The 26,814-nt window shown below is 45.4% G+C and carries 19 protein-coding genes and 2 pseudogenes; 10 read left to right on the top strand and 11 right to left on the bottom strand.

Going from position 1 to position 26,814, the window contains the following annotated elements; translation table 11 throughout:
• From AB4185_RS01540 to AB4185_RS01530, 3 genes and pseudogenes are all read right to left on the bottom strand, one after another.
• Nucleotides 1-114: pseudogene (locus AB4185_RS01540) on the bottom strand (IS5/IS1182 family transposase); the annotation flags it as partial.
• A 77-nt stretch (nt 115-191) separates the two neighbouring features.
• A pseudogene (locus AB4185_RS01535) lies at nt 192-1,025 on the bottom strand (HlyD family secretion protein); the annotation flags it as partial.
• Complete coding sequence (locus AB4185_RS01530) at nt 1,026-1,346, bottom strand: hypothetical protein (RefSeq protein ID WP_017072398.1); 321 nt, start codon at nt 1,344-1,346, stop codon at nt 1,026-1,028.
• A 636-nt stretch (nt 1,347-1,982) separates the two neighbouring features.
• Between AB4185_RS01530 and sstT the strand changes: the two genes are divergently transcribed.
• Nucleotides 1,983-3,197 carry a serine/threonine transporter SstT gene (gene sstT, locus AB4185_RS01525; RefSeq protein WP_004732110.1) on the top strand — a complete coding sequence of 405 codons (1,215 nt, stop codon included), beginning with the start codon at nt 1,983-1,985 and terminating at the stop codon, nt 3,195-3,197.
• Nucleotides 3,198-3,395: 198 nt separating this feature from the next.
• On the opposite strand, the gene AB4185_RS01520 is transcribed toward sstT, so the two are convergent.
• The 3 genes from AB4185_RS01520 to AB4185_RS01510 all read right to left on the bottom strand — a co-directional run bounded on the left by AB4185_RS01520 (nt 3,396) and on the right by AB4185_RS01510 (nt 7,438).
• Entirely contained in the window at nt 3,396-4,631 is a 1,236-nt protein-coding gene (locus AB4185_RS01520; RefSeq protein ID WP_372134728.1) for a tetratricopeptide repeat protein, read from the bottom strand.
• Nucleotides 4,632-4,952: 321 nt separating this feature from the next.
• Entirely contained in the window at nt 4,953-5,555 is a 603-nt protein-coding gene (locus AB4185_RS01515; RefSeq protein WP_372134726.1) for a response regulator transcription factor, read from the bottom strand.
• An 11-nt stretch (nt 5,556-5,566) separates the two neighbouring features.
• Nucleotides 5,567-7,438 (bottom strand): PhnD/SsuA/transferrin family substrate-binding protein, encoded by a 1,872-nt coding sequence (locus AB4185_RS01510; protein WP_372134724.1) that lies wholly within the window; start codon nt 7,436-7,438, stop codon nt 5,567-5,569.
• Between the two features lie 221 nt (nt 7,439-7,659).
• Here AB4185_RS01510 and dsrO point away from each other — a divergent pair, with 221 nt between their 5' ends.
• The 5 genes from dsrO to AB4185_RS01485 all read left to right on the top strand — a co-directional run bounded on the left by dsrO (nt 7,660) and on the right by AB4185_RS01485 (nt 14,987).
• Nucleotides 7,660-8,496 (top strand): sulfate reduction electron transfer complex DsrMKJOP subunit DsrO, encoded by an 837-nt coding sequence (gene dsrO, locus AB4185_RS01505; RefSeq protein ID WP_372134722.1) that lies wholly within the window; start codon nt 7,660-7,662, stop codon nt 8,494-8,496.
• The gene (gene nrfD / locus AB4185_RS01500; protein WP_229648271.1) at nt 8,493-9,641 is read left to right on the top strand and encodes an NrfD/PsrC family molybdoenzyme membrane anchor subunit; all 1,149 of its coding nucleotides are present in this window, start codon (nt 8,493-8,495) and stop codon (nt 9,639-9,641) included. Before dsrO ends, nrfD begins: the two co-directional genes overlap by 4 nt.
• A 14-nt stretch (nt 9,642-9,655) precedes the next feature.
• The gene (locus AB4185_RS01495; RefSeq protein WP_372134720.1) at nt 9,656-12,748 is read left to right on the top strand and encodes a tetrathionate reductase subunit A; all 3,093 of its coding nucleotides are present in this window, start codon (nt 9,656-9,658) and stop codon (nt 12,746-12,748) included.
• 526 nt (nt 12,749-13,274) lie between these two features.
• The gene (locus tag AB4185_RS01490) at nt 13,275-13,916 is read left to right on the top strand and encodes a c-type cytochrome (protein ID WP_017064226.1); all 642 of its coding nucleotides are present in this window, start codon (nt 13,275-13,277) and stop codon (nt 13,914-13,916) included.
• A 9-nt stretch (nt 13,917-13,925) separates the two neighbouring features.
• Nucleotides 13,926-14,987 carry a c-type cytochrome gene (locus AB4185_RS01485; RefSeq protein ID WP_372134718.1) on the top strand — a complete coding sequence of 354 codons (1,062 nt, stop codon included), beginning with the start codon at nt 13,926-13,928 and terminating at the stop codon, nt 14,985-14,987.
• A gap of 141 nt (nt 14,988-15,128) precedes the next feature.
• Here the strand turns inward: AB4185_RS01485 and AB4185_RS01480 are convergent, their stop codons facing one another.
• Both AB4185_RS01480 and AB4185_RS01475 read right to left on the bottom strand, forming a co-directional pair.
• Nucleotides 15,129-16,058, bottom strand: coding sequence for a LysR family transcriptional regulator (locus AB4185_RS01480; RefSeq protein ID WP_372134716.1), 930 nt, complete (start codon nt 16,056-16,058; stop codon nt 15,129-15,131).
• A gap of 26 nt (nt 16,059-16,084) precedes the next feature.
• On the bottom strand, nt 16,085-16,525 hold the full coding sequence (locus AB4185_RS01475; RefSeq protein WP_065583777.1) for an Lrp/AsnC family transcriptional regulator: 441 nt from the start codon (nt 16,523-16,525) through the stop codon (nt 16,085-16,087).
• Nucleotides 16,526-16,665: 140 nt separating this feature from the next.
• On the opposite strand from AB4185_RS01475, the gene AB4185_RS01470 reads away from it, so the two are divergent.
• Nucleotides 16,666-17,250, top strand: a complete 585-nt coding sequence (locus AB4185_RS01470; RefSeq protein WP_017058847.1) for a LysE family translocator — start codon at nt 16,666-16,668, stop codon at nt 17,248-17,250.
• A gap of 52 nt (nt 17,251-17,302) precedes the next feature.
• Here AB4185_RS01470 and AB4185_RS01465 read toward each other — a convergent pair whose 3' ends face one another.
• A complete protein-coding gene (locus AB4185_RS01465; protein WP_017066606.1) occupies nt 17,303-17,692 on the bottom strand; it encodes a DUF1294 domain-containing protein in 390 nt (129 codons plus the stop codon).
• A gap of 156 nt (nt 17,693-17,848) precedes the next feature.
• Between AB4185_RS01465 and AB4185_RS01460 the strand changes: the two genes are divergently transcribed.
• The 3 genes from AB4185_RS01460 to AB4185_RS01450 all read left to right on the top strand — a co-directional run bounded on the left by AB4185_RS01460 (nt 17,849) and on the right by AB4185_RS01450 (nt 24,435).
• Nucleotides 17,849-19,621 (top strand): alpha-amylase family glycosyl hydrolase, encoded by a 1,773-nt coding sequence (locus AB4185_RS01460; protein ID WP_372124032.1) that lies wholly within the window; start codon nt 17,849-17,851, stop codon nt 19,619-19,621.
• A 353-nt stretch (nt 19,622-19,974) separates the two neighbouring features.
• Nucleotides 19,975-23,673, top strand: a complete 3,699-nt coding sequence (pulA, locus tag AB4185_RS01455) for a pullulanase-type alpha-1,6-glucosidase (RefSeq protein ID WP_372134714.1) — start codon at nt 19,975-19,977, stop codon at nt 23,671-23,673.
• Nucleotides 23,674-24,105: 432 nt separating this feature from the next.
• Entirely contained in the window at nt 24,106-24,435 is a 330-nt protein-coding gene (locus tag AB4185_RS01450) for a hypothetical protein (protein ID WP_017058851.1), read from the top strand.
• 102 nt (nt 24,436-24,537) lie between these two features.
• Here AB4185_RS01450 and AB4185_RS01445 read toward each other — a convergent pair whose 3' ends face one another.
• Both AB4185_RS01445 and lamB read right to left on the bottom strand, forming a co-directional pair.
• Complete coding sequence (locus AB4185_RS01445; RefSeq protein ID WP_065583774.1) at nt 24,538-25,365, bottom strand: MalM family protein; 828 nt, start codon at nt 25,363-25,365, stop codon at nt 24,538-24,540.
• 163 nt (nt 25,366-25,528) lie between these two features.
• Nucleotides 25,529-26,752, bottom strand: coding sequence for a maltoporin LamB (gene lamB, locus AB4185_RS01440; protein ID WP_065583773.1), 1,224 nt, complete (start codon nt 26,750-26,752; stop codon nt 25,529-25,531).
• Nucleotides 26,753-26,814: the final 62 nt, after the last annotated feature.

The raw sequence follows: 26,814 nt of genomic DNA, 5'->3' as shown, positions 1-26,814 counted from the left end.
TTGCTTCCACTGTTGAATCGTTTCCTCATCAATCCAGAATGTCAGTGAGCCACGATTGATTAGGGCTTGGTTATATTGTTTCCAGTTAGTTGTTCTGTAGCGAGGCTTTGGCATTGCTCTAAGTATGTGAGTGAACTTAGATGATCTGATCGTAGCTTTAAGCATTAGTTCCCTGATTTAGGAAACAAAGCCGTGTACATCTGCAATCGTGGAACTCTAGAAACAAGCTGACCTTCACGAAGAATAAAGTTAGTCACAAAGCCATCAGCGGGTGCATAAATCTTGGTGCTATCAAGATCCCATTTTGCTTTATTCACCTTCTGAATTGTTTCGTTAAAGTCTGACTGACGGGATTCAACCGAGAGTTCCGCTTTGGTTATTTGTAGCTTGGCTTTCTCTACATCAGATTTCTTTTTGCTCAGCTGTGACTCAAGCTTGGCCACAGTGTACACAGCAGAATCGGCGACCGTTTGCTGGTTATCAATCATGCTTTCAGTGATCGTATTACGCACGACTCGGTTTTGTTCAAGATAACGCTTCAACGTTCTTTTCTGTAAGTCTCTATTTGACTGAGCAGCTGAAAGCTCACTTTGTGTCATTTCAAAATCATGTAACGCTGCCTGATAGCTGGATTCAGCGATTTTTACTTCTTCAGCCGCAGTGCTAACCGCTACGTTTGCCGAGTCGCGCGAAATCTTCGCTTGTTCATAAGCAATTTGATAAGGCTCGTTTTCAATCTCATAGATTAACTGCCCTTTCTCAATGCGTTGGTTCGGGGTGATATAAATCTGGTCGACCTTGCCCGAGACATTGGTTGAGGTTGGGCGAAGCTGAATGTGAGGAGACTGCACCACAGAGCCTCCCGACAAATCCATTGGTGTATAGTTAATTAATCCTACCCACACAAATAACAACCAACCACTGCCTCCTAGATAAGCGAATGCTTTAGTCCCTGTGTTCCAAGGCATGCCAACAAGCCTTAATAAATAGATGAACAAACACCAAACCGCTAAACCTTCTAACATTTAGACATCCTCTGATTGATTAACTTGAGCCGGAGAATTCCATAAATCACGCAGTCGGATAATGGCTTTTTCAAAATCTACAAACGCAATGATAATGGCGAGCACCCACACCCAGTGCCAAATGAAGCCAATCCAAGTGAGCGCGGTAATCAACCCTATCTGATGGTGGTCAGTCTTATGAGCCTTTTGAATAGGGATCTCGTGAAGCTTCCAAAAACCGAACAGGCCAGCCGCTATGGTGCTGATCAGCACGATAGCGGCTGCTATATGTAAAACGGTATCTGCAGAGGTTTCTACATAAGGGATACTGATTAAACTCATTGCTCATACTCTTGTAAATTAAGACCAACACAGGATATATGCCACCCACTTACAACGGCAATTTTAGATAAATTACGTCATATAAAATAACATGATGATATAAATCACCAGATAAGGTGTGCGATATATCAAAGTAGCAAGGTATTAAGTTCAGTAGCCTGACGCTATTAAGGAGAGCTGATGAGATTCACAGCTAACGCTGCTTAAGTAGGTGGGAATGCCGATAGAAAGATTAGATAACGACAAAACATGGCAAGTCATGCACCAACGTAGATTAAGCAAAGTAGGTGATGTCTATGATGTCTGTTGAAGTGGCTTTTTTACCTATACAAGTTTAGGCAGCTATTTCCGAACACAATGTTTTTATCAGTAATGGTTTACACACCATAAATACTAGAACATTAAGCCAATGGAACATTATTCAGCAGACTTATACCTCAACAAAAACACAAAAATTTAACATTTAGCTCTAAAAACACCACGCAGCGCAAACAATCACCCTAAAAGTAAACTATTCCTAGACACCCTCTTAGATCCCGCTAATATGACCGCCCATTCCACTAGTGTATAGTTGGATTTGGTACAACTTTATAAAAAAATACATCACTATAATAAATTAACAATTGCAGGTATTTTATGCAAAATCACAACATGCTCGCCCGCATCGCTCGTGGAAATCTCGTTCTACAGATCCTTGCTGGTATTGTTTTCGGTGTCGTTCTCGCCATGGTTTCTCCTTCAGCAGCTCAAGATGCAGGCCTATTAGGTAGTCTGTTTGTTGGTGCTCTGAAAGCTGTTGCCCCAATTTTAGTATTCATTCTTGTTGCAGCTTCTATCGCAAACCAAAAGAAAGGTCAGCATACTCATATGCGTCCAATCATTGTGCTTTACCTGATTGGTACGTTCTCTGCAGCACTGACTGCTGTAGTACTGAGCTTCATGTTCCCAACCACTTTGACACTGGTTGCTGGCGCTGAAGGTGCTAACCCTCCTCAAGGTATCGCGGAAGTTCTTCATACGCTTCTATTCAAGCTTGTAGATAACCCAGTTAGCGCACTAATGAACGCTAACTACATCGGTATTCTTGCTTGGGCAATCGGTCTTGGTCTTGCTCTGCACCACGCATCAGCAACAACAAAAGCGGTTTTCGAAGACCTTAGCCACAGTGTTTCACACATTGTTCGCTTCATTATTCGTCTTGCGCCATTTGGTATCTTCGGCCTTGTTTCGACTACATTCGCAACAACGGGCTTCGATGCACTAGCAAGCTACGGTCAACTGCTAGCGGTTCTACTAAGCTCAATGCTGATCATTGCTCTTGTCGTTAACCCACTGCTTGTCTTTGTAAAGACAAAACAGAACCCATACCCACTTGTGCTGCAATGTATTCGTGAGTCTGGTGTAACGGCATTCTTCACTCGTTCAAGCGCTGCAAACATCCCAGTGAACATGAACCTTTGTAAGAAGCTAGAGCTAGATGAAGATACTTACTCTGTATCAATCCCTCTAGGCGCAACCATCAACATGGCGGGTGCTGCAATCACCATCACTGTGTTAACGCTTGCCGCTGTACACACAATGGGTATTGAGATTGATATCTTCACTGCGATTCTACTAAGCCTTGTTGCTGCAATTTCAGCATGTGGCGCATCAGGCGTTGCCGGTGGTTCACTGCTACTGATTCCTCTAGCTTGTGGCCTATTCGGTATCTCAAACGATGTAGCGATGCAGGTTGTAGCGGTTGGTTTCATCATTGGTGTGATTCAAGATTCGGCTGAAACAGCGCTTAACAGCTCAACTGACGTAGTGTTCACTGCGGCTGTATGTAAAGCTGAGCAAAACAAAGCTTAACAGCTCTTAGTATTAGGCTTTAGCTCTAAGCTCTAAGCTCTAAGCTCTAAAAGCAAATAGCACACAAATAAAAAGGGAAGCATTCGCTTCCCTTTTTTGTTGTCTTGGTTTTCTAGATTACGGCTAGAAGCTATATAGATTTATAGATTTATAGCTTCAGTCATTCTTGTCTAACTCATCAAAGCTAACCAACACGTTTTAGTGGTTGCTTTTCCAGCTCGGATCCACTGTTGCCTGACTGAAGTCTAGAGAGTTAGGGCTTGCTTCTTTGTTATGCGTTGCTTGATCGCTGGATGACCCTTGATTCGCAGCACCGCTTGGCGTCGCCTGCTGGCTGTAATCGACGTTAGAACCTTGCTCACTCGACGCTTTGGTCTCTAAATGACTACCATCGACATTTAACTCCTCACCTTCTTCATCGGACGCTTCTTTAACCTTCTTAGGGACAGGGACATTGCGTTTGTAGAGCTTGTTGAGCGCCTTAATGATTGAGTGCTTAGTGATCGCTTCTTGAGTCAACTTAGTCATGATCGGCTTAGTCAGAGCTTGTAAGCCCACGACGGCATCGACACCCAGTTCACCACCAACTTTATCCCGCAAATGCTTCGCTTCTGAGTAGCCAAAATGAGCAGACAAAAATAGCCAGATATAAGCAATCGCGTTGCCGTGTTCACCATGGTCAATCCAAGCTTCGCCAGCTCTAAACATGGCTTCTGCACTGTTCTTTTCTGCGGCAGTTTCAAACCAGTACACCGCTTCGCCGTGATTCGGTTCAACACCAACACCGTTCAAATAGCTCATACCCAGTTTGATCTTGCCGTCTAGGTTGTTTTTTTCAGCGGCCTTTTGGTACCACTCGACAGAGCTTTCAGCCGAGTAATCTGGATTCTCTTTATCTAGACACCAGTCACCGATAAACAGCATCGCTTCGGTATTACCACCAGCCGCAGACTCTTCAATATAGGTATAACCCTTAGGGATGTTCTTATCGGTTCCACGACCAAAGACGAGCGCTTTGCCCACCTCGAATTTCGCCGATACGTCATTGTCTAAAGCAGAGATTGCTAGCTGCCAAAAGTTGGCTTTCTCTCTTAAAATGAGGTCTTCTTTACGCTTCATGCTTAGGCGCACAATGCCGTACATGCCATTGATATTATCGAGTTGCGCCGCTTTGTCGTACCAATACAGAGCTTCCTTTATATTGTTACGTTCAGCTTCTTTTGCCAAATACAGAATCGACGGTACATGACCGGTTTCGGCTTTGAAGTGACGCTCTTTTTGCTCTTGTATGCGCGCTTTTTCAATCGCTTTTCGATAAGCGACAGCACGAGCCTTACGTTCTTGTTCCAAGCGCTGCTTTCTTAGCGATAAAGAGATCAGCCACACGGCGACAAGTATTAACGAAAGAGCCGTCGCACCAATTGCGATTCCCATTGTACTCATAAAATATTTAACCTAACTCGGCAGATACAAGACTCGACGTTGAGAGTGTGTTCTACCCATAGTGAATGTTATGTTTCGAATTACAGGGAAAAGTGCAGTTACTGGCACGTTCCGCCTTAAAATGAACTTAGTTCAGTATCTCAGGAATACATAGCGATAAAAAGTCTACTAAGACCTATCCTTATGCACTCCATAAATGGTGTGATCTTGCTTCAATAGAGTTCGATAATGAAGACCACCTTTGAGCAAAATAATCTTAAAAAACGACAACGAAATTGATGAATACCTATCAGCAATTTCATGTCGCTGTAGTTAGTTCAGTTGGCCGTATATGTAAGCCAGTTCAGCAACCGTTCTAGCAGAAAATTTCTTCATTAAACTCGCTCGGTGTACTTCTACCGTTCTCATTGCAATGCACAATTCATCGGCTATTTTCTGGTTACGCTTACCGTCGATAATTTGTTTGAGGATGTCTATCTCACGCTCGGTTAACGACGCGTACGCTTGGCGATACACATTCATGTGTAAGTGCTTTTCTGAAGCGTCCAAACCTTGCTTGATCGCCTCAGCTAACTCATTGCCTTTAACTGGCTTTTGAAAGAAATTCACCGCGCCGGCTTGTAAGGCTTCAACCGCCATTGGCACATCACCGTGCCCCGTCAGGTAAATCACCGACAGTGGGCTCTGCGCTTTTACCATCAACTCATGAACTTGCTGCCCTCTCATCTCTGGCATTCGGCTGTCTAAAACCACACAACCCGGCGCACTCAAGTCCACTGAGTCTAAAAAACTGGGGCCATCTTCAAAAGCTGACACAGTGAAATCATGCTCTTCTAATAAGAACACCAACGAATCGCGCATCGACTCATCGTCATCAACCACATAGACAGGAAGCCTTTGATGAAGTTCAGACATAACAAGATTCCTTATGAATCATTTGAAAGAGAGAAAGGCAGTGTCACCGCAACATGACATCCATGTGGGGTGAGTGACGTGATCGTCATTTGACCACTGTGATCTTCAATAACATCTTGGCAAATCGCGAGCCCAAGCCCCAAGCCATTTTCTTTGCTGCTCACAAAGGCTTGAGTCACTTCTTGTTCAGTGAAATCTAAACCGGTGCCGTTATCGATAATCGACAACATTATTTTATCCGGTTGATACTCGGTAATCACTTTAATTGTCGATGGTTCGTTGTTTTTGTTACCAATATCAGACGTAGCGCTTTGTTCGCGATGCATCTGAGCATTACACGCATCAGTCGCATTGTTGATCAAATTTACAACCACCTGCTGCAATCCGACGGGGTCAACATGTAGCGTGATAGGTTTACCCACGACATAACGTTCAATGGTTATCTTGTGTTTCTGTAATCGAAATTGCAGTAGCTCGATGGTATCTGTAAGAAGAGCTTCTATATCAGTTTGAGATTTATCTGATGAGCGTTTTTTGATCATGTTTCTTAAGCGCTGGATGATCGCATCAGCACGGTCCACTTGCGACTGGATCTTCTCAAATACAGGCTCTATGTCAGTCAGCGGTTTGTTCTTCGAAATCCGCAGTAAACCACCTTCGCTATAATTCCGAATAGCTGCCAAAGGCTGATTAATCTCGTGTGCCAAGCTACTTCCCAGTTCACCAACTACCGCGATTCGTTGTGAGTGCTCTAGCTGTTCACTCTTACTTTTCAGCTTATAAAGCGTCGCTTCTAGTTGCTTTTTGCTGCGACTGAATTTGTATTCTAGCCAGAAGTGGTAAGCATTCAGAGACACGACAAGAATAAAGAACGCCCATGCCCACTGTTGATTGTACTTGAGCCAGATTAACGCTTCTTTCCACCAAGGTTGTTGCAGTGGATGCATGTCGAGTTGTTGATATAGCTTGTCGATCGACAGCAAGCTTGTCGGTGAAGTCCAGCCCGATGCATTCGCTGCAATGGCTGGTGCACTGCTCTTTGGCATCGAAAACAGCACCTGACTCATTTGTTTAGCCAGTGCCGAAGAGGCTCGTTCTGTTTTGGCAAACGACCAATTAGAATACAGAGGTGTAGACACTTGGCATCGGAAGCCTTCAGGCGCTTGATTACCGATGATTCGATATTGCCCAGCCACCAGCAAACCTTCGCTGATCATGTTTTCAACCAAACAAGCAGGGACGACTGCCGCCTCAATGTGTCCTTCTCGCAGTTGGTACAAACTGGCATCAATAGGGAAACCCAAGAACTGAGTATTAGAGAAAAAGTGATTAGGGTTCAGCCCTTGTTGCATTACTTGGTAACGCATAGTCAAGTAACCGCCAAACGCATTTTCAGAGACAGCAGCAATCGGCTTTCCACTAAGTTGCTCAAACGAGATATACGGTGACATTCTTCTGACCACTAATGCAGAACCGATACTGCGCGTGCTGCTCACACCTTGATCGTCGTAATTGTGACTGGTCATGGTCGCCATCCAAGAGAGCGCGTATTGACGTCCTAATCGAACCGCCTGACCGGGGTTGGTGACAACAAAATCGACCGTGACATCTTTCACCGCTTCCGCCATCTCTTCTAAGTTGAAAGGCTTGAGAACAAAGTGTTTGCCGGGAATGCGCTCCGACAACCAATCCATCGTCGGCTGCCAACGCTGCTGCGCGGAAAGCTTGCCTCGAATAGCCAGCACACCGACCTCAATCACCTGTTCCGACTTAACAGTGTTTGATGTTGTAATCTCTTGCTCCGCTTGAGCGGCTAAACAGATTCCTGCAGTTAGACTCAACCAACAAAGGCTAACGATTGATATTAGGTTTCGGACTGTCACTAGAATCTCTTTCTCCACACTGATGGCATGTTCACACTCGAATAACGCATTGACGACACGTTAAATAGAGCCTTTAAACAAAGCATAACAGCTAGATTGGTAAAACCACATTTGTTCTAGATCAACTTTGATCTGGGTATGTGGAAATCCACAATACCTCGTGAACGGTCAAAAACTGACAATGAGCCTAACAGATCGAATACCCATTTATAGGTACCTCTATGGACTCATTGAAAAGACGGTTTCTCAGCCAATTCGGTAAAGTTTCCGCCGGCGCTGCGCTCATTCCCATTGCCGGAATCAACACCGCAGTCGCCAGCACAGCCATTCGCAATAACAACCAGCCTGACCGCAAGGGCGAAGTAGGTAAACGCTACGCCATGGCGATTGATTTGCGTAAGTGCGTTGGCTGTCAGGCATGCACTGTTGGCTGCAGCGTTGAAAACCAAGCACCAATTGGCCAATTCAGAACCACCGTAAAACAGTATGAAGTCTCCCTTGATGATGGTTCGACTGCTCAACAAGACGTGAAATCTTTCATGTTACCTCGTCTCTGTAATCACTGTGACAACGCTCCCTGCATCAAGGTTTGTCCAGTTCAAGCGACCTTCCAACGCGAAGACGGTATTGTCATGGTCGACAACGAACGCTGCGTAGCCTGTGCTTACTGTGTTCAAGCTTGTCCTTACGATGCTCGTTTCATTAATAACGACACCCTTACCGCAGACAAATGCACCTTCTGTGCACACCGCCTTGAAGACGGCTTACTGCCTGCTTGTGTAGAAACCTGTGTCGGTGGCGCGCGTGTCATTGGCGACCTTAAAGATTCAAACAGCGAGATCAACCGTCTGCTCAATGAAAACCAAGACGACATCAAGGTGCTTAAGCCAGAGCAGAATACCAACCCCCATGTTTTCTATATCGGCATGAACGAGCGATTCGTTAGTCACATTGAAGGCCAACCTGCGATTTATGAACCAGCCGCCATCGATAACTCATCCTCTAGCAAACAAGAATTGGCAATCGCGACACAAGGCAAACAAGGAGAGACAGCATGAATATCACTGAGGTGTTAGTCCCCGCTCAAGAGATCGCTTGGCTACCGTGGGCGGTTCAATATTTCTTCTACATAGGTTCAGCCTACGCGGCCGCTATTTTGTTCTTGATTGCACTGATCTTTAAAAACTCAACCAGTCACCAATTCCGTTCTGCCCTTGTGCTTGTGATGGCCATTGGCGCGATTGTTGGACCATTAGCATTAACCGGTGACTTGCACCAACCCGGACGTGCGTGGCACTTCTATGCTCATATTACGCCTTGGTCATGGATGTCATTGGGCTCTCTGTTTCTACCTTTATTTTCTGGTCTGGCTGTCACGACGGCTTGGGTTTACCTGCGTGACGACATCGCACAGCTTAAACAAAGTGAAAACCCATTTCTAAAACGTTTGTCTTGGCTGACGCTAGGTAAATGGCAAATATCATCAAAGCTGATGATTGCACTCGCTGCTGTGACGGCTATTTCGGGCCTAAGCATCGCGCTTTATACAGGCGCAGAGATTGCGATTTTGGCGAGCCGACCGCTTTGGCATCAACCGGCTTCTCCATTGCTTTGGTTCACGACTGCATTCTTTGCCGCAACGGGTTTAACTCTGTTGATTTGGGCTCTGCTGCCTTCAAGCAAACCAAGCTTAAAACCAACAGACCTAGCTCTGATACAAAGAACCATTACCTTAACAGGTGGCCTTGCCATCATTCTCACGTCGATTTGGGCATCTAACCATGGTCACTTCAATCTCTATGAGAACGACGCTTGGGGCATCAATTTAGGCATCATGACCACCAGCATTTTGGTGTGCATGATCTTGGTTCTTCCGCTGCAACGTTTATCTCAAAGCAAGTTAGGAATTGTCTGTGTTGCACTTGCGACCATCGTTTCAGCATGGGCGGTACGTTGGGTTACCATGATGGAAGTTCAAACCATTCCCCGTTTTGATGTGGGTGCATTCCCTTATGAACTGCCTATGGGTAGTGCAGGATTACTCGGCATCGTTGGTATGTGTGGTCTTTGGTTAGCACTTGCGTTGTTCGCCTCTGAGATCGTGTCTACTGGTTCTACACGAACAACTGGTTCTGCACCAAAGACAACATCGAAGCCAATCCAAAATACACCTTCACCACTTAACCGCTCACATAGCTTGTAGTCTGAGGAATCATCATGGATAACAAACGTCGTCAATTTTTGAAAACAGGCCTTGCTGCCGGTGGTGTTGGAGCTTTTGCTGCAGGTTATGCGACAACCACAAAACACATGGTTCACGGTGCTATCGATGGCACCGCGGGTAAGAAAACCAATCACATCCATCACGGTAATTCGCTAGAGACAGAATACAGTGTCGATGAGCAAGGTAAGATTTCGCCGAATCCAAACCAACGCGTGGCACCATCAATGTGTTTCGGCTGCTGGACACTGTGTGGCTTGCGTGTACGTATCGATAATCGCAATGACGAGATCTTGCGTATCTCAGGTAACCCGTACCACCCGCTATCAAGTGATCAGCAAATCCCGTTCAAAACGCCTGTAAAAGACGCCTACATTGGCTTGTCTGGTGAATCTGGTATCAACAATCGTTCGACAGCCTGCGCCCGTGGTAATGGCATGTTAGAGATCCAAAACAGCCCATACCGAATCACTCAACCCTTAAAACGTGTTGGTAAACGAGGTGAAGGCAAGTGGGAGCCGATCAGCTACGAGCAACTTATCTCTGAGATCACCGAAGGTGGTGACTTGTTCGGTGAAGGCAAAGTTGAAGGCTTGCGATCGATTCGCGACATCGAAACACCACTCGATCCAAATAATCCTGAATACGGACCGAAAGCGAACCAGTTATTGGTGACCAATGCAGGTAATGAAGGTCGTGACGACATCTTGAAGCGCTTTGCATTTAACAGCTACGGCACACGCAACTTTGGTCACCACGGCTCTTACTGTGGTTACGCGTTCCGTGCGGGTTCAGGTGCGATCATGAACGATCTAGACAAGTTCTCGCACTTAAAACCCGACTTCAACAACGCAGAGTTCATTCTTTTCATCGGTATGTCTCCGGCTCAAGCGGGTAACCCGTTCAAGCGTCAAGCAAGACAATTGGCTGAGGCTCGTACCAACGGAAAACTCAGCTACACCATAGTGACACCAAGCCTTCCAGCAGGATCGTCAAGCCTTGCGGCGGGCGATCGCAATAACTGGCTACCGATCAAACCGGGCACCGATTCAGCATTAGTTCTTGGCATGATCCAATGGATCATCGAAAACCAACGCTACAATCACGACTTCTTGTCTCGCCCAAGTGCGCAAGCGATGCAAAAAGCAGGCACCACCCACTGGTGCAATGCATCTCACCTCGTGATCAGTGACGAGTCGCACCCACAAAATGGGCGTATGCTTCGTGCATCGGATATGGGTTTGCTAGAAACAGGCGAACCGATGTCTGACGATGACGGATTTATCGCCCTAGATGTGACAACGTCACTATTAGCGTCACATATTCAGGTGAATGAAGCGGCGCTGTTCGTCGATCAAGACGTAGAAGTTGATGGTCAGACTGTTCGTGTTAAGTCTTCTCTACAAAGATTGAAGGAAGAAGCCTTCAAATATGACCTTGCATACTACAGTGAGCAGTGTGAAATCCCACAAGACCAGATTATTGCGTTGGCAAAACGCTTCACCAGCTATGGTACAAAAGCAGTCGTGGATACTCACGGTGGCAACATGCACACCAACGGCTTCTACAACTCGTTCTCTATTCTGATGCTAAACGCGCTGATCGGTAACATCAACGCGAAAGGTGGCGCGATGGCGAAAGCGGGCGGCTACCCAACTTCGGTTGCAGGTCCACGTTACGACTTTACCAAGTTCAAGGGTAAGACTAAGCCTCAAGGTGTATTCTTGTCCCGCAGCAAGTTCCCGTATCAAAAAACCAGCGAATACAAACGTCGCGTTGCCGCAGGTGAGTCACCTTACCCGACACGCGCTCCGTGGTACCCAATCTCTGCGCCGCTGTTAACCGAGCACTTATCAGCTGCGATTGATGGCTATCCTTACCGCGCAAAGGCATGGATCAACCACATGGCGAACCCACTTTATGGTGTTCCGGGTTTAGACAACTTGCTGGGTGAAAAACTTAAAGATCCCAAACAGCTTGGCTTGATCGTATCTATCGATGCCTTTATCAATGAAACGACTGCCTTATCGGATTACCTAGTGCCAGACACAGTGACCTACGAGAGCTGGGGCATGGCAACACCTTGGCATGGTGTCGCGACCAAAGCGATCACCGCTCGTTGGCCGATTGTTGAGCCTAAAACTTCCCGCACTCAAGACGGACGTGCCATCAACCTAGAGAACTTCTTTATTGATCTAGCGAAAACGCTTGGCCTAGGTGGCTTCGGCGACAACGTAATCAAAGACAATCAAGGTAACTGGCACGGTATTCATAGCGCTGAAGACTTCTACCTGCGCTCGGCTGCTAACTTAGCGTTCGTAAAAGGTGGCGTGCCGAATGTCGATGCGGAAGATATTGTTTGGTCTGGTCTAGAACGCCTAGTCCCTGTGATGAACAAAACGCTCAAGCCTGAAGAGATGCTCAAAGTAGCGTACATTTTTGCGCGTGGCGGCCGTTTTGAAGACGCAACCAATGCGTATACCAATGAAACCATGAAGTACAAATGGACCAAACCATTGGCTATCTGGAATGAAAAGCTCGGTACTTCTCGCAACACCATCAGTGGCGAGCAATACATGGGTTGCCCTACATGGTATCCACAAAAACTCGCGGACGGAACGCCACTAGCAGAGCAGTTCCCAGCAAAAGAGTGGCCGTTCACCCTAACCAACTTTAAATCCAACATTCACAGTGCGGTCTCTAATTTGTCACCACGCTTGGAATCGATTAAAGGAGTAAACCCTGTTTACATCCACCCGCAAGACGCCTCTTCTGTGGGTATCAAAACCGGTGACGTGTTTGCTATTGAAACACCGAGTTCAACCACACATGCGTTGGCGATGGTGATTGATGGCATCAAACCGGGCACATTAGGCTTTGAACACGGCTTTGGTCATAAAGAACTCGGTGAGCGTGCGCACTGGATCGGTAATACACAACAACCGGTGAAGATGAAGTCGAACGATGGCGTTAACATTAATGATATAGGCTTGATCGACCCGACGAGAGAAGGCAAAGGCGTGATGTTGGATTGGGTTGTGGGGGCAGCAGCAAGGCAAGCGCTTCCGGCTAAGATCTACAAGGTCTAGCTTAAACTCAGCAAGCTATAACTTAATCACTCATTCAAAACACTTCCTTATCTGATTTGCAGATGAGAACACAACAGGGCAACTTCGTCATTCGAGGTTGCTCTGCTTTTTCGTCCCCTTGATCTAGAAAAGCAGGCTATTTGGATAAACGTCCAATCTACATAAAGTACCCAATCTAGATAAAGCATCCGCTCTAGATAGAGTAATCAACCCAAAGCCATTAGGTAATCTTCATTTCACCACAACTTTTTTAGCCCGCATCCATAAAGCAGCTATGCTTATACAATCGGTGCCATAAAAGAGCCTTAACAAGCAGTTATACCGAGGCGAACATGGCAGTTCCCTTGCATTTCATAAACGGCAGTTGGATCAACCTATAGAAGTTCACATCAATACCATTATGGTGATTGAGGTTATTAATGTGAGACTCACCTCAAGTTCCAAGTGAATTAATGTGGAAATCCACAATAGCGCGAACAACCAATTATGTCGAAAATGCATGCATTACAACCAATAGCGACGCCTCATGACTAAGCTGACAATTAAAACTCAAACTCTAACGCTTTGCATCGCTGCTCTAGGAAGCCTTTCTTTATCCGCTTTTGCACAAGCAGCACCTAATCCAATGCCAGAAGCCGCAGAAACTTGTAGCGGCTGCCATCAAGCCGACGGTAAAGGCATGCCCAACATTGCCCCTATGCTTGCAGGGCTCAATGCTGACTATCTAGAACATCAACTGGTTCTGTTCTCAAGTGGTGAGCGTCAAAGCGCGATCATGAAGGGAATGGCTGACGGTGTATCTGATCCCGCAGTTCGTCGTGAGGTCGCAGAATACTTTGCATCACTACCTTCATACGAATTTACCGATTTAGAGCAGCGCGGCTCACAGGCTGATATCGATAACCCCTATCGTAAACTTGTATTCCAAGGCGATTGGGATAGAAACATTCCAGCCTGTGCAACCTGTCATGGGCCAAGCGGTATGGGCGTAGACAAATTCCCGCGCCTAGCAAGCCAGCATGCCGACTACATTCAGACTCAGCTCAATGCTTGGAAAAACGGCACTCGTAAGGGTGATGATTTAAACATGATGGGCAATATCGCCGGCAAGTTGACCGACGATGAGATCAAAAACCTCTCTTACTATTTCGCATCTTTCCGATACTAAAGGGCTCGCATGAAAACATTACTTCTAATTACCGCAACCCTTGCCTCTGGAATCACTTATGCCGAAGGTGAGTTGCCCGATCGCCAAACCGAACTGCCCGCCGTTGAAAAACCACAAGATAATAAATATCTGGTGCCACGCGACTTGGTAGATATTCCTGATGGGGAATTTGGTGACAAAGTAAAACTGGGCTATTCCCTGTTTGTCGATTCACAACAGATGCGTGGTACGTTCGTCGGCAATGAACAAAACTGTGTCAACTGCCACATGCAAGCGGGCATGAAGCCTAACGCTGCCCCTCTTTGGGGTGCGTACATGGCCTACCCTGCGTATCGTTCTAAGAATGACAAGGTAAACAGCTACGCAGAACGTATCCAAGGTTGCTTCACCTACTCAATGAATGGTCTGCCACCGGCTGAGGGTTCAAAAGAGATGGTCGCACTGACGGCGTATTCATACTGGCTGGCGATGGGCGGCATCTTAGACAAGAACGGCATGCAAGATACACCCGTTCCTGAGATTAGCGATGCCGACTTACAAGTCGGTGGTAAAGCGGAAAGCTTCCCTCTCCCTGAAGAGCTGTTAAGCAAATACCCAATCGATGGCCGCAGTAAGTTGGCAGGGCGTGGCTATCCTAAGATTGATAATCCTGAACAAGAGCCATCGATAGCGCGTGGTGAAAAGGTTTACCAAACCAACTGCCAAACCTGTCATGGTCAAAATGGTGAAGGTATTAAAGGGGCTGACGGACGTTCATACTTTCCACCATTGTGGGGCGAAAACGCGTATAACTGGGGCGCGGGTATGCACCGGGTGAACACCGCTGCCTATTTCATCTATGAAAACATGCCGCTTGGAAAGAGCCAGCAACTTTCGATTCAAGATGCATGGGATGTGGCTGCATTTGTGAATAGTCATGAACGCCCACAAGATCCTCGATACAAGGGTGATGTTGCTAGCAATGCTAAGCGCTACCACAATCACCAAGGTTACTATGGCAAAGAAGTTGATGGTCATGTACTAGGTACCAAAGCTTATCCGAGTGGTAAAGAAGTGATTCATGAGCATTAATAGGTATTAGTGAATATGAGCCGTTCACGCCAGCTATAGCTAAGCTTTACATTGTAAATCAGTGATAGCCGGAACAATTAAAAAGGAGCCAGATCGTGTGACGATCTGGCTCCTTTTTAGTTTGAACTATTAGAAACACAACTAACCTTGCTGCATCTTCTCCCAAATCGTCGGAGAGCCAATATAGTCTTGAACCGTAGTGATGAATTCTTTGACTAGTTTGGTTTGCTTACGGTGCGGATAGACAGCGTAGATTGCGGTATCAATCGTAGAGATCGGATAATCCGGCAGTAAAGTGACCAAGCCAAGTTCTTTCATTGAGGCATACAGGTTTGATTGATCAAGGAAGCCATAACCTAGACCATCTTTCACACAAGACACCATAGTACGAACATCACTCACCTTATAGTTGCCACGAATCGTTAGGCTCTGGAAGGTATTACCTCCCGGCTCTTCACTAATGAGCAGATGGTCGACCGTCATATCACCATTGGTATAAATCACCGCAGGTAGAGCGAGTAGATCTTGTGGCGTTTTCGGTTCACCGTGCTGCTTCACAAAATCGTTTGACGCGACCAACATGAAATTACTGTCGGCAATCTTCTTCGCAATCAAATTCGATTCAACAAGCTTACTGAAGCGAAACGCGATATCAAACTGCCCTGCAATGATATTGGCGATCTTATCGTCTAGTGAAAGTACGATCTGAACATCTGGGTACTTTCTCATGAACTGAGTGATGATAGGTTGCAAATATTGCTGCCCAAAATAGATCGGTGAAGTAATTCGTAGCACGCCTTTTGGCTCTGACTGGTATGAATCTGCAATGCCTTGAATCTGATTGATGGTGTCTTTCAGTACATAGGTTTGTGCGAGAATATCTTCCCCTGCCGACGTCAACGAAAACGAGCGTGTAGAGCGGTTCAGCAGCTGAACACCTAAATCTTGCTCGAGCTTTTTGATCTGTTTAGAGAGTGATGAGTTGTCCATATCATGTAAGGTTGCCGCTTTGGTAAACGACCCTTGTTGAACCACATCTAAGAACAATAACAACTGATTGGTATTTGGCACTGCGCCTCTCCTGAAATAAAACTCGACTAGCGTTCGTCTTTAGGGGTGTCCATCACAACCATAGTCGTAATAGATTTCACCTGAGCACATTCCCCAAGCACATCGGCATGAAACTTCTTATAGCCCGGTAGGTCTTTGGTTTCTACCCTTAGCAAGTACTCGTTGGCACCGGTAATGTTGTGACACTCCACCACCTCTTTTTCCATACTGACGTGCTGTTCAAACTCCAGCTGAGCCGCTTTGCTGTGGCTTGATAAACCAATCGAAACATAAGCAATAAAACCTACCCCCATCAGCCCATTATCCAGAACCGCACGGTAACCTTGAATGATACCTTTACGCTCAAGATCCTGGACGCGCCTTAAGGTCGCAGAAGCCGACAAGCCAATCCGTTCTGAAAGCTCAATGTTGGAGATTCTGCCGTCCAATTTAAGCTCTTGCAATATCCTTTCGTCAAATCTATCCATAAGTACTTATTATTGTGCATTTAGTGATAATAGAGGAAATAAAAGCACATAATTGCCTCACTTTCCACCTACTATGTTTCTCAACACGTGAAAGTCATGACCGGTCAGTCACTTCGTTCATTTTTTGCTGGAGAACCATAATGCCTTTAGAACAACTTAGCGCACTTGCCTTGTTTGCGTTCGTCTCGACCTTCACACCAGGTCCAAATAACATCATGCTCATGACATCAGGAGCAAATGTTGGCTTTGCCCGTACTATTCCGCACATGCTTGGCATTGCTCTAGGGTTTGCAGCCATGTTGCTGCTGGTTGGCTTCGGTTTAATGGGCATTTTCAACGCTTATCCGGTTACTCACCAAATCTTGAAATACCTAAGCCTTGCTTACCTCGTGTACCTTGCAATTAAGATAGCATTGAGCGGCAAAGCCAAAAGCACCGAGGCTTATAAGCCAATGACCTTCATCGGCGCGGCAAGTTTTCAGTGGGTGAACCCGAAAGGTTGGTCGATGGCGCTGACGGCAATTTCAGTCTATAGCAGCGGCAGTTCATGGTGGGAGCTTGCGATCATCGCAGGTATCTTCACGCTCGCCAACTTACCATCCGTGACATTCTGGACAGCGGCAGGTAAACAACTGCAACACTGGTTAACCACACCCGTCCGTATCAAAAGCTTCAACTACGGTATGGCAGGCTTGCTGTTAGCCTCAACGATTCCGATGTTATAACAAAATAGCTTTCCTATGATGGTTAGTAAGTGATTACTAGCCATCAATTTCATTACAAGTATCCAATAACCTCGCTAAGCCAACGTCCAAACGTCGCCTGCCCGCTCGGGGTTAGTGTCCACACAAACGCCGCAACATTCACTGCCACTGTCACCCAATATATGGCTCTGAACGGCTGCTTCTGCGTTTTATGACGCAGCTTATCTTGAGCAATCAACGCCCCTAGCCAGCCACCAGCAACAGAAAAAATATGCAGAGTTTTCTCTGGCACACGCCAATTGCCATTGATCGCTGCTCGCTTGTCCTTCGCGTACACAAAAAACGTCACGAAACCGATAACCAAATACCACACCAACAGCGCTTTAGAACTTTCCGCAAACAACACAGACACCGCCACCAGAACCAAATAGGTGATAACGATTTGAATAGATGAAGACAACATGACTCCTTTTGAGCAACAGCTCACATACTGTAGCAATTACGCCCTGTAGATTTTGATAAGGATGAGCAAGGCATATTGTAATTCGGTTAGCCTGCAAAGAATAAACAAGCCCTTTCATCCCTACATAACATGATGGAAGTTAAAGGAATTATAAATATGTACAACCAAAAGTACGCCATCTACCAAGTTTTTACGCGTTTATTTGGCAATAAAAACACCCAACATGTTCCATGGGGCACAATCGAGCAAAATGGCGTCGGTAAGTTCAGTGATTTTACCGACAAAGCGCTGTCTGAAATCCGCAAACTCGGTATGACTCATATTTGGTATACCGGAGTGCCACATCACGCCATCATCAATGATTACAAACACATCGGGATTTCAGACGATCACCCGAGCGTGGTAAAAGGCCGTGCAGGATCACCTTATGCGGTAAAAGATTACTACTCAGTCAATCCAGACCTCGCTGAGAATCCTGATCGCCGTTTGGAAGAGTTCGAGGCACTCATCAAAAGAAGTCACGACAATGGTTTAAAAGTGATTATCGATATCGTACCGAATCACGTTGCGCGTCATTATAAAGGCTTAAACAACCCAGAAGGTGTCAGTGACTTCGGCGCTCAAGATGACACAACGCTGGAATACCACAAAGACAATAACTTCTACTACATTCCCAACAGCACCTTTGAATTGCCAGACATAGAGCCCGCCTTTACGCCGCTAGGTGGTGAACAGCATCCCAACCTAAACTCCCCGTTTATAGAGACGCCCGCCAAATGGACAGGTAACGGCTCACGTTTAGCCAAGCCTAGTTTCGATGATTGGTATGAAACGGTGAAAATCAATTATGGCATGCGACCAGACGGTTCAAAAGACTTCCCTGAACTACCGAGTGACTATGCTCAACGCAATTACATGGATCATTTCCGTTTCTGGGAATCTGTTTATGTGCCTAACTCTTGGGCTAAATTCCGTGATATCGCCTTGTTTTGGTTGAATAAAGGTGTTGATGGGTTTCGCTACGATATGGCTGAGATGGTTCCAGTCGAATTTTGGAGCTACCTTAATTCATCTATAAAGATGAAAAACCAAGATGCCTTTTTAATGGCTGAGGTGTACCAACCGGACTTATATCGCGACTATATCCACTTAGGCAAAATGGACTACCTCTATGACAAAGTAGATCTGTACGACGGTCTAAAAGACATCATGCTAGGCAATACTTCCACGGCTATCATCCCCAAAATCCAACATCAAATGATGGATATTGAACATCACATGCTGCACTTCTTGGATAACCATGATGAACAACGCATCGCGTCTCCTGAATTTGTAGGTGACCCAAATATAGCGAAGCCTGCAATGCTAGTCAGCGCGTTATTGAGTAGTTCTCCAACCATGATCTACTTTGGGCAAGAAGTCGGCGAACCGGGCGCGGAGAATGCAGGCTTTGGACAGCCCTCACGAACTTCCATATTTGACTACATCGGAGTCCCACAACACCAAAAGTGGATGAACCACGGCGCATTCGATGGCGGGCTATTAGACGAAAACGAAAAGCAGCTGCGTCACTTCTATCAAAAGGTAATGAACTTTTCGCTAGAGCACTCATCGATAACAGGTGATTACCAAGACTTACACCAGTGCTGTAACTTAAGTGATTCAGTCTACGCATTTCTGCGCTCTGACCACCAAGAGCTAACCATTGTTGCAGCTAATTTCAGCCAACATACCACTGAAAATATTCACTTAAAGATTCCAAGTGATGTAATCCAAAAACTCAAATTAGTTGATGGTCGTTACATACTCAATGAATATATTGAAGGCATAGCGCAACAAGTGCTCGACATTGAGAACAGTGTTGGCAGTTTTAATATTGAATTGAAACCGCTGGCGTCTTTGGCTTGGGTGTTATCCTTAAATGGATGATATACCTATCAATATAAATTACCGAACAGCTCGCTTTTAGCTAATTGATAAATAACTTAATTTCCACATTAAATTAACACTCTCTCAATTCGATATATTACTCACAATAATAAGGATGAGCTCTCATCCTTATTAACTACGCCTAGCCTCTACGCCTTACATTATTGATATTATGCAAATGAGTCATTGATCCAATTAATTTAACAATAACCAAATACAAAGCGTGATATTGACACTAGGTTTCCTATATTTACGAATTTAAAATAACTTTATACATTGCCATCACAAATAGTTGACCTTGGTTAAAGCTAGGATATTCATCTTCATAAAAAGTGAAATATGGATATCAAAACGTGAACAACATAAATATTAATAAAATTATCTCTCTACGAAATACCTTCAACAATACCAAAAAGAAGAGCTTCAAACGCTCTACATTGGCCAAAGCAATGTTACCGCTCTTCACCGCTACTTTGATCGCGGGTTGTGGTAGTGATAATGATAGCGACAACGGTACAGCCCCTGGCAACAGTGGTTTATACCCTGCAGCTGAAAACGAAGTCGTTATTTACTACAAACGCGATGTTGCCGCTGCCAGCTCATCTGGCTCAACTTACGACGGTTGGGGGCTTCACCTTTGGAATGGTGAAGGCTGTACCAGCACAGACTTAGTCGGCATGGGGTTGAGTGAAACCGGAACCGATTGGAACAGCCCTTACGAATACGATGGTATCAGCGATACTTACGGTGCCTATTATGTGTTGAAAGTTGACCCAGATGCCTCTGACCCACACAAATGCATGAACTTCATCTTGCACAATGGTGATGAGAAAGCATTTGGCAGTGCGAACTCAAAAGTCGAGTTAACTAAGCTTGGCGATTCACAAGGCGTATTTGGTTTCCATGGCAGCAGCGAGTTGTACTACGACCCTATTTCAGAGCGACCAGTCAATATTGATGGTCAAAAAGCACACTGGCTAGATGCAACCACAATTGGTTGGGAAGCGGCTAGCAATGCAGACTCTGTGAAGCTTTTCTATGCACTAGACAACAGCATCACAATGAACGATGACAAAGAGATTGTCGGTGGAACTGCAATTGAACTAAGCAAAGACGGAGAGCTGTCTTCTGAATTGAAAGAGCGTTTCCGCCACCTTGCAAGCTTACCTGCCATGGCTATCGACGTTGACGACAGCACACTTCGCACTATTTTAAAATCTCAGATAATTCTTGTTGCTTACAATGCCAATGGCGATGTTACCTCTTCAACTGAGGTTCAAAAACCTGGAGTGCTTGATGCAGTATTTGCTAGCGAAGATGCTGGTAATGCAATGAGAGAAGAATTAGGTGCGATTGTTGAAGGCAGTGCCGCTACCTTCAAGCTTTGGGCACCAACAGCTCAAGATGTAGAACTCGTCCTGTACAGCGAAGATCTCCAGACCTCACAAGTCATCCCGATGACGGAAAACACTGAGACAGGTATTTGGGCGACTGATGCCGTGTCTAATGCAGTCAACAGTTACTATCGCTACCAAGTGAAGGTTTACCATCCAACCACTGGCAATATAGAAACTCGCCTAGTGACAGACCCATACTCTCTCAGCTTATCGAAGAATTCGGCATACTCTCAAGTCATCGACCTGAATGATTCAACGTTGAAACCAACGAACTGGGACGACTACGTACGACCAACCGTTAAAAAAGACGAAGATCATGTACTTTACGAATCACACCTTCGTGACTTTAGCTTCAGCGATAAGCTCGGCACAGCAAGTCTGAACGGCAAGTACCTCGCTCTCACAGAAGCCGATCGTGAGTCGGTCAAGCACCTACAAGCTCTGCAAGAAGCAGGTTTAACCACGCTGCATATCTTACCGGCATTTGATATCGCTACCGTTGATGAAGATACCGCCAGCCGTGTTGATATCACCGACACCGTTGGCAAACTGTGTGATGTAAAACCGACTGCTACCTTATGTGGAAACGAAGACGAAAATAAAGTCATCGAAGATGTACTCGATGGTTATGATCCTTCAACAGGCGATGCGCAAGCGCTAATGAACGACCTGCGTATGCTCGACAGTTTCAACTGGGGCTACGACCCATTCCATTACACGGTTCCTGAAGGAAGTTACGCGACCGATCCTAATGGTTCTCAGCGTATTCTCGAATTCCGTCAGATGGTCAAAGCCACGCACGACATGGATCTTAAGCTGATCATGGACGTGGTATACAACCACACCAACGCGTCTGGTGTGAACGATAAGTCGGTACTGGATAAGATTGTCCCTGGGTACTATCACCGTCTTAACGTCAACACTGGTGGCGTAGAAAACTCGACTTGTTGTGACAACACTGCGACCGAAAACCTGATGATGGGTAAATTGATGGTCGACTCACTTAAGGTGTGGGCTGACGACTACAAAGTGGATGGTTTCCGTTTTGACTTGATGGGCCACCAGCCAAAAGATGTAATGGTCGAAGCATTGGAAGAAGTGCGCAAAATCGACCCGAATACTCTGTTCTACGGGGAAGGCTGGGACTTTGGTGAAGTCGCCAACAACGCCCGCTTCGATCAAGCAAACCAAATCAATATGGCAGGTACTGAGATCGGTACATTCTCAGACCGTTTGCGTGACGCCGTTCGTGGTGGTAGTCCGTTCGACGGTGGCGTCGATTCAGCAGGCAACCACCCACTTCGCTTTAACCAAGGCTTTGGTAACGCAGCGATTGCCAATGAAGAAACCAAAGTTGATCAAGATTCGATCAATGGTCGTTTACATAACCAAGACCTTGTTCGTTTGGGGATGGCAGGTAACCTCGCAGAATACGTACTGATTGATTACAAAGGCGATACCAAATTGGGTAAAAACGTTGATTACAACGGCGCGCCAGCTGGTTACACCAAGATGCCTTCAGAGAACATTTCTTACGTATCGAAGCATGATAACCAAACGCTTTGGGATAACAACGCTTACAAAATCGCCACTGGTACTAGCTCTGCAGAGCGTGCTCGCATGCAGTCTGTATCACTCTCTACCGTGATGTTAGGCCAAGGCATACCATTCATCCATATGGGTTCTGAACTGCTACGATCTAAGTCTATGCAGCGCGATTCTTACGATTCTGGTGACTGGTACAACCGCGTCATGTTTGATGGGACGGACAACAACTGGAATGTTGGCTTACCTCGTGAAGATAAAGATGGTGCCAACTGGGATCTGATCAAAACAATCATTGCTGACAGCGCGGCTAAACCAGACTCAGACGACATTGAGCTGACTAAGCAGCAATTCCTAGAGCTATTAAAGATCCGTAGCTCAAGCGAACTGTTCCGCTTAGATACAGCTGACGAAGTTATGAAGCGTGTCGACTTCCGTAACGTTGGCGAAGATCAAGTCGAAGGCCTGATTGTCATGTCGATCGATGATGGCGTGTCTGCGGGCGACGATCTTGACCCTGCAAATGATGCGATTGTGGCAGTTGTAAACTCAACTAATAAATCTCAATCATTCAAAATCACAGGAGCAACCGGCTTTACACTTCATGACGTTCAACAAAACTCGGCTGACGACACAGTGAAAGGTGCAAGCTTCGCCGCTGAAACCTTCACAGTCCCTGCACTAACGACAGCTGTGTTTGTACAAGCACAAAACGGTGCTCAAGGCGCTGGTTTGCCGGTTGATAACTCAGACAAGGATGTATCTAGCATTCCTCCGTACGGTCAAACAACCGTCTACGTTAAAGGTGACATGAATGGATGGGGCGCAACGGATGATTGGGCAATGAGCTTTGTCGCTAATGGTGTTTATTCTGTGACAGGCAACTTGGAAGCGGGTAACTATGGCTTCAAGTTTGCTGATGCTGATTGGGTATCACCTAACTTTGGTTGCGATTCTGTAGAGCTTGCAAGCGGGTCAATCGATATTGGCACAGGTGGCAATTGCCAATTGAGCGTAACGGAAGCGGGCAGCTACACCTTCACCTTGAATGCCATTCACGAGCTTGACGACGATGTAGACAAAGCTGTGGTATCTGTCACTAAGAATTAAGCTCCAAGCTTAGGTTCAAGTAACAGATAATAAAACAAGCGAAAGCTAGCCTTTGGGAGACGTCAGTCTCCCTTTTTTACAACTATTGAACCCAGCAGATTTAAGCAAATAATAAACAACTGCATCGCCCATTAAAATTCGGGGCATTTCCAACCATACTTTATAGCCCCTACATTCGATTACATGGCTGAAAACTTAGAACTAAAGGGAAAGGATATTCCTTAGAACCGTTAAAACCAAATCTTAACGATATATCATAGTAGGAATGCCGCTCTCCCTTAAGTGAACAGAATTAATCCTGGCAGCCTTTTTTGAAGGGTTACGCCCTACAATTACGATTAAAATACATTCAATTCTCGATGTAATATTCTATCAACAGCAAAACACCGCAGTTGTTTGCGGTGTCGTTAAATTTTGATTAGGAAAACTTCCATGAACCGTAAACATATCATCAAAACCATCCAAATGGGCATCGTGACTACAGCATTGATGGGCGGGATGGCTTTGGCTAATACCACTGATCTTGTAGAATCTACCGACGCTGCTCGCGCCCTGGCACATACTCCTAGCACTGCAACAACGCAACAAATACAAGCTGAAAATGCCGCGCACAAACAGGCACTGCAAACACTTGAAAGCAACGGTAATGTTGATCAATATATGGAAACGGATAAAGCAGGGGAAACGACTACTGGTCACGTATCAAAATGCGAAAATACAGAAGTCCCTTTAGGCGAGAAAGTTGCTGAACATTGCAAATAAAAAGCATATACATTAAAGCGGTATTCGATAGGGTTCCTTAGAAGATGCTAACCGATGCTTAACTTACAAGCATTGCACTTTTAAAGGAACCCTTTATCTATATTACTTGGCGTTGACGGCTCGCACAAAGGCTTCTTGTGCACCTTCAATACCAAGGGCTTTTGCTTCATCTAATAAGCTAAGAGCTTTAGGAATATTGTCTTCAGTTACAGCTGTTTGAATCGCATTGTGATAGTAGGTTTGCGTTTCAGGTTGAATAGTATCGATTTTAGCAACAGCAGGTTTAGCATTAGATTCACTGTTTGATGAACCAATTGAGAAGAAGCTCGCTTTATCGATTGTAACTTCTATCTTACCAACGTTAGCATTTGGAATCGGGATATCTTTTACTTCAGGTAAATAATTACCACGGCCTTCCGCGTCCAAGCGAGCAGGATGGATCACATCAGTAAAACCACCAAGATCAGCTTGATCTGTATAGATAACTAAATAAACTGATTTTGCTGTTGTCGGTGGGTAAAAATCGTTCTCAGCAACGAGGCGGTTTCCTAAGTGTAGTCTTGGTTTTGCGTATTCGAAGCTCTCTTTACCATAACGCTCTAGCTCACGACCGTTTTCGTCATAGATGACCGCATTTGGAACAAACGCTGTGTCGCCGATAATGCTCGTGATATTAATCGAGTACTCACCGCGATCTGCAGGCAGTTCAACCGCGACTACAGGGCTGTTTATTCCTTGGTAATTTAATACTTGGCTATTTGGTGTCACATCAAAAATTGCCGAACTTGGTAGCTTCATAGGAGCAAATTGAAGACCAGCAATAGAGTTAACTTGTTCAGCTTGTGCAACTTGCACTTGCTCTACTACTTGCGCAGATTGGCAACCAGCCAATGCAACACAACCACTCAACATCAGAGCGCGAAAATACATAGTTCTTCCTTATTTTTATTTTTTTAAGAAATTTACTTAGTTAATTACCATAACGAAAATAATTAACCTAGGAAACCTTTTTACTAATCGTACATTCCTTAAAAAAATAGCCGACGTAAGCCGGCTATGAATTAGGACAGTTTAGGATTTTAAGCTAAGTGGCTTACCACCAAGCTTCAACTTGGATACCAACAACGAAATCGTTGTCAGCACCTTTAGCCTTTACAACACCATTTTCTTTAACTTCACCGAATGAATCGTTTTCTAGATCCATCAGGTAGCTACCGTATACGCGGATTTCAGGACGAGCCCAGAAGCTGTCACCCATTGCCCATGCTTGAGCAACAGTAAATTTAGCGCCACCAAAATCTTCTACACCAGTGCCAGCTTGATTAATCTGCTCACCCGCATTGTAGCCAGCTTCAAAAATAGTACGCATAGTGTTGTTCCACTTGTACATTGGACGAACAACTACAGAATATTGGTTGATGTCTTGCTTTGAAGCACCGATATCAGAACCAGCTAAGTAGGCAAGTTGGTGACCCATTTCCCAAGACTCGCCAAGGTTCATTACACCCCAGTTAAGGATTCGGTAACCGAAACCATCATCCTGGTCTCCAGAGCGGTCATAATAAGCACCAGAGCCCCACAAATTAGCCATTTGAACACCGTAACCAGCCGTACCTACTTGAACGACCGTTTGGTTAAAGCCATTGCTCATACCTTGGTGGATGATACCTGTAGCAAGTAGGCCGTCATCGCCATCGTATTTGCCATTCTTGTTTTCAGTACCGAAGTTGTATACAACTCCAAGCTCTAAGCTAGCATCTTCCCACAGACCGATATTCGCTAGGCGAGCATCAGCCATGTAACCAGCACCGTTCTCATCTTCGCCATCTTGAATAATTGCTAGAGAAAGTTTTTGATTACCAACTGAAATATTTTCAATACCACCACCAGTACCTGATGTATTTAGAAAGTAGAAGTCAGTGATGTGAATATCTTTACGTTGGTAGTATGTTTTACCAGCCCAAAGTGTCGCTTCTTCATCAAAAGATAAGACGCCAGTTGCTTTAACAGCAAACTGAGCAACGTTAAAGTCACCGTCTTCCCAACCATTTGCGCCATCAGCACCAGAAGCAATCATTGACTCTAAACGCCAAGTTTGCTCACCAGTTTTTAGTTCTTCAGCCAGACCAAACTCAGAATAGTTGTCGTTTTCATTACCTAGACGGCCAATACCATTCTTCATGAATGAAACGTCACCACCATCATTTCCGCTAATACCAGTACCAGCACGCATGTAGCCATTAAAATCTACAGCGAACGCAGAGCCAGCAGCTAATGTAGTTGCCACTGCAGCAGCAATCAAACTTACTTTTTTCATTCTTAACTCCATTAAGGACGATTTATTTTAGGTTTTTATATTTTTGCTCTCTTGCGGCAACC

Source organism: Vibrio sp. 10N.286.48.F5 (assembly GCF_041469785.1).
Classification (GTDB): Bacteria; Pseudomonadota; Gammaproteobacteria; order Enterobacterales; family Vibrionaceae; genus Vibrio; species Vibrio crassostreae_C.
The sequence above is the reverse complement of the archived record's forward strand: the minus strand, read 5'-3'. Positions and strand labels throughout refer to the sequence as shown.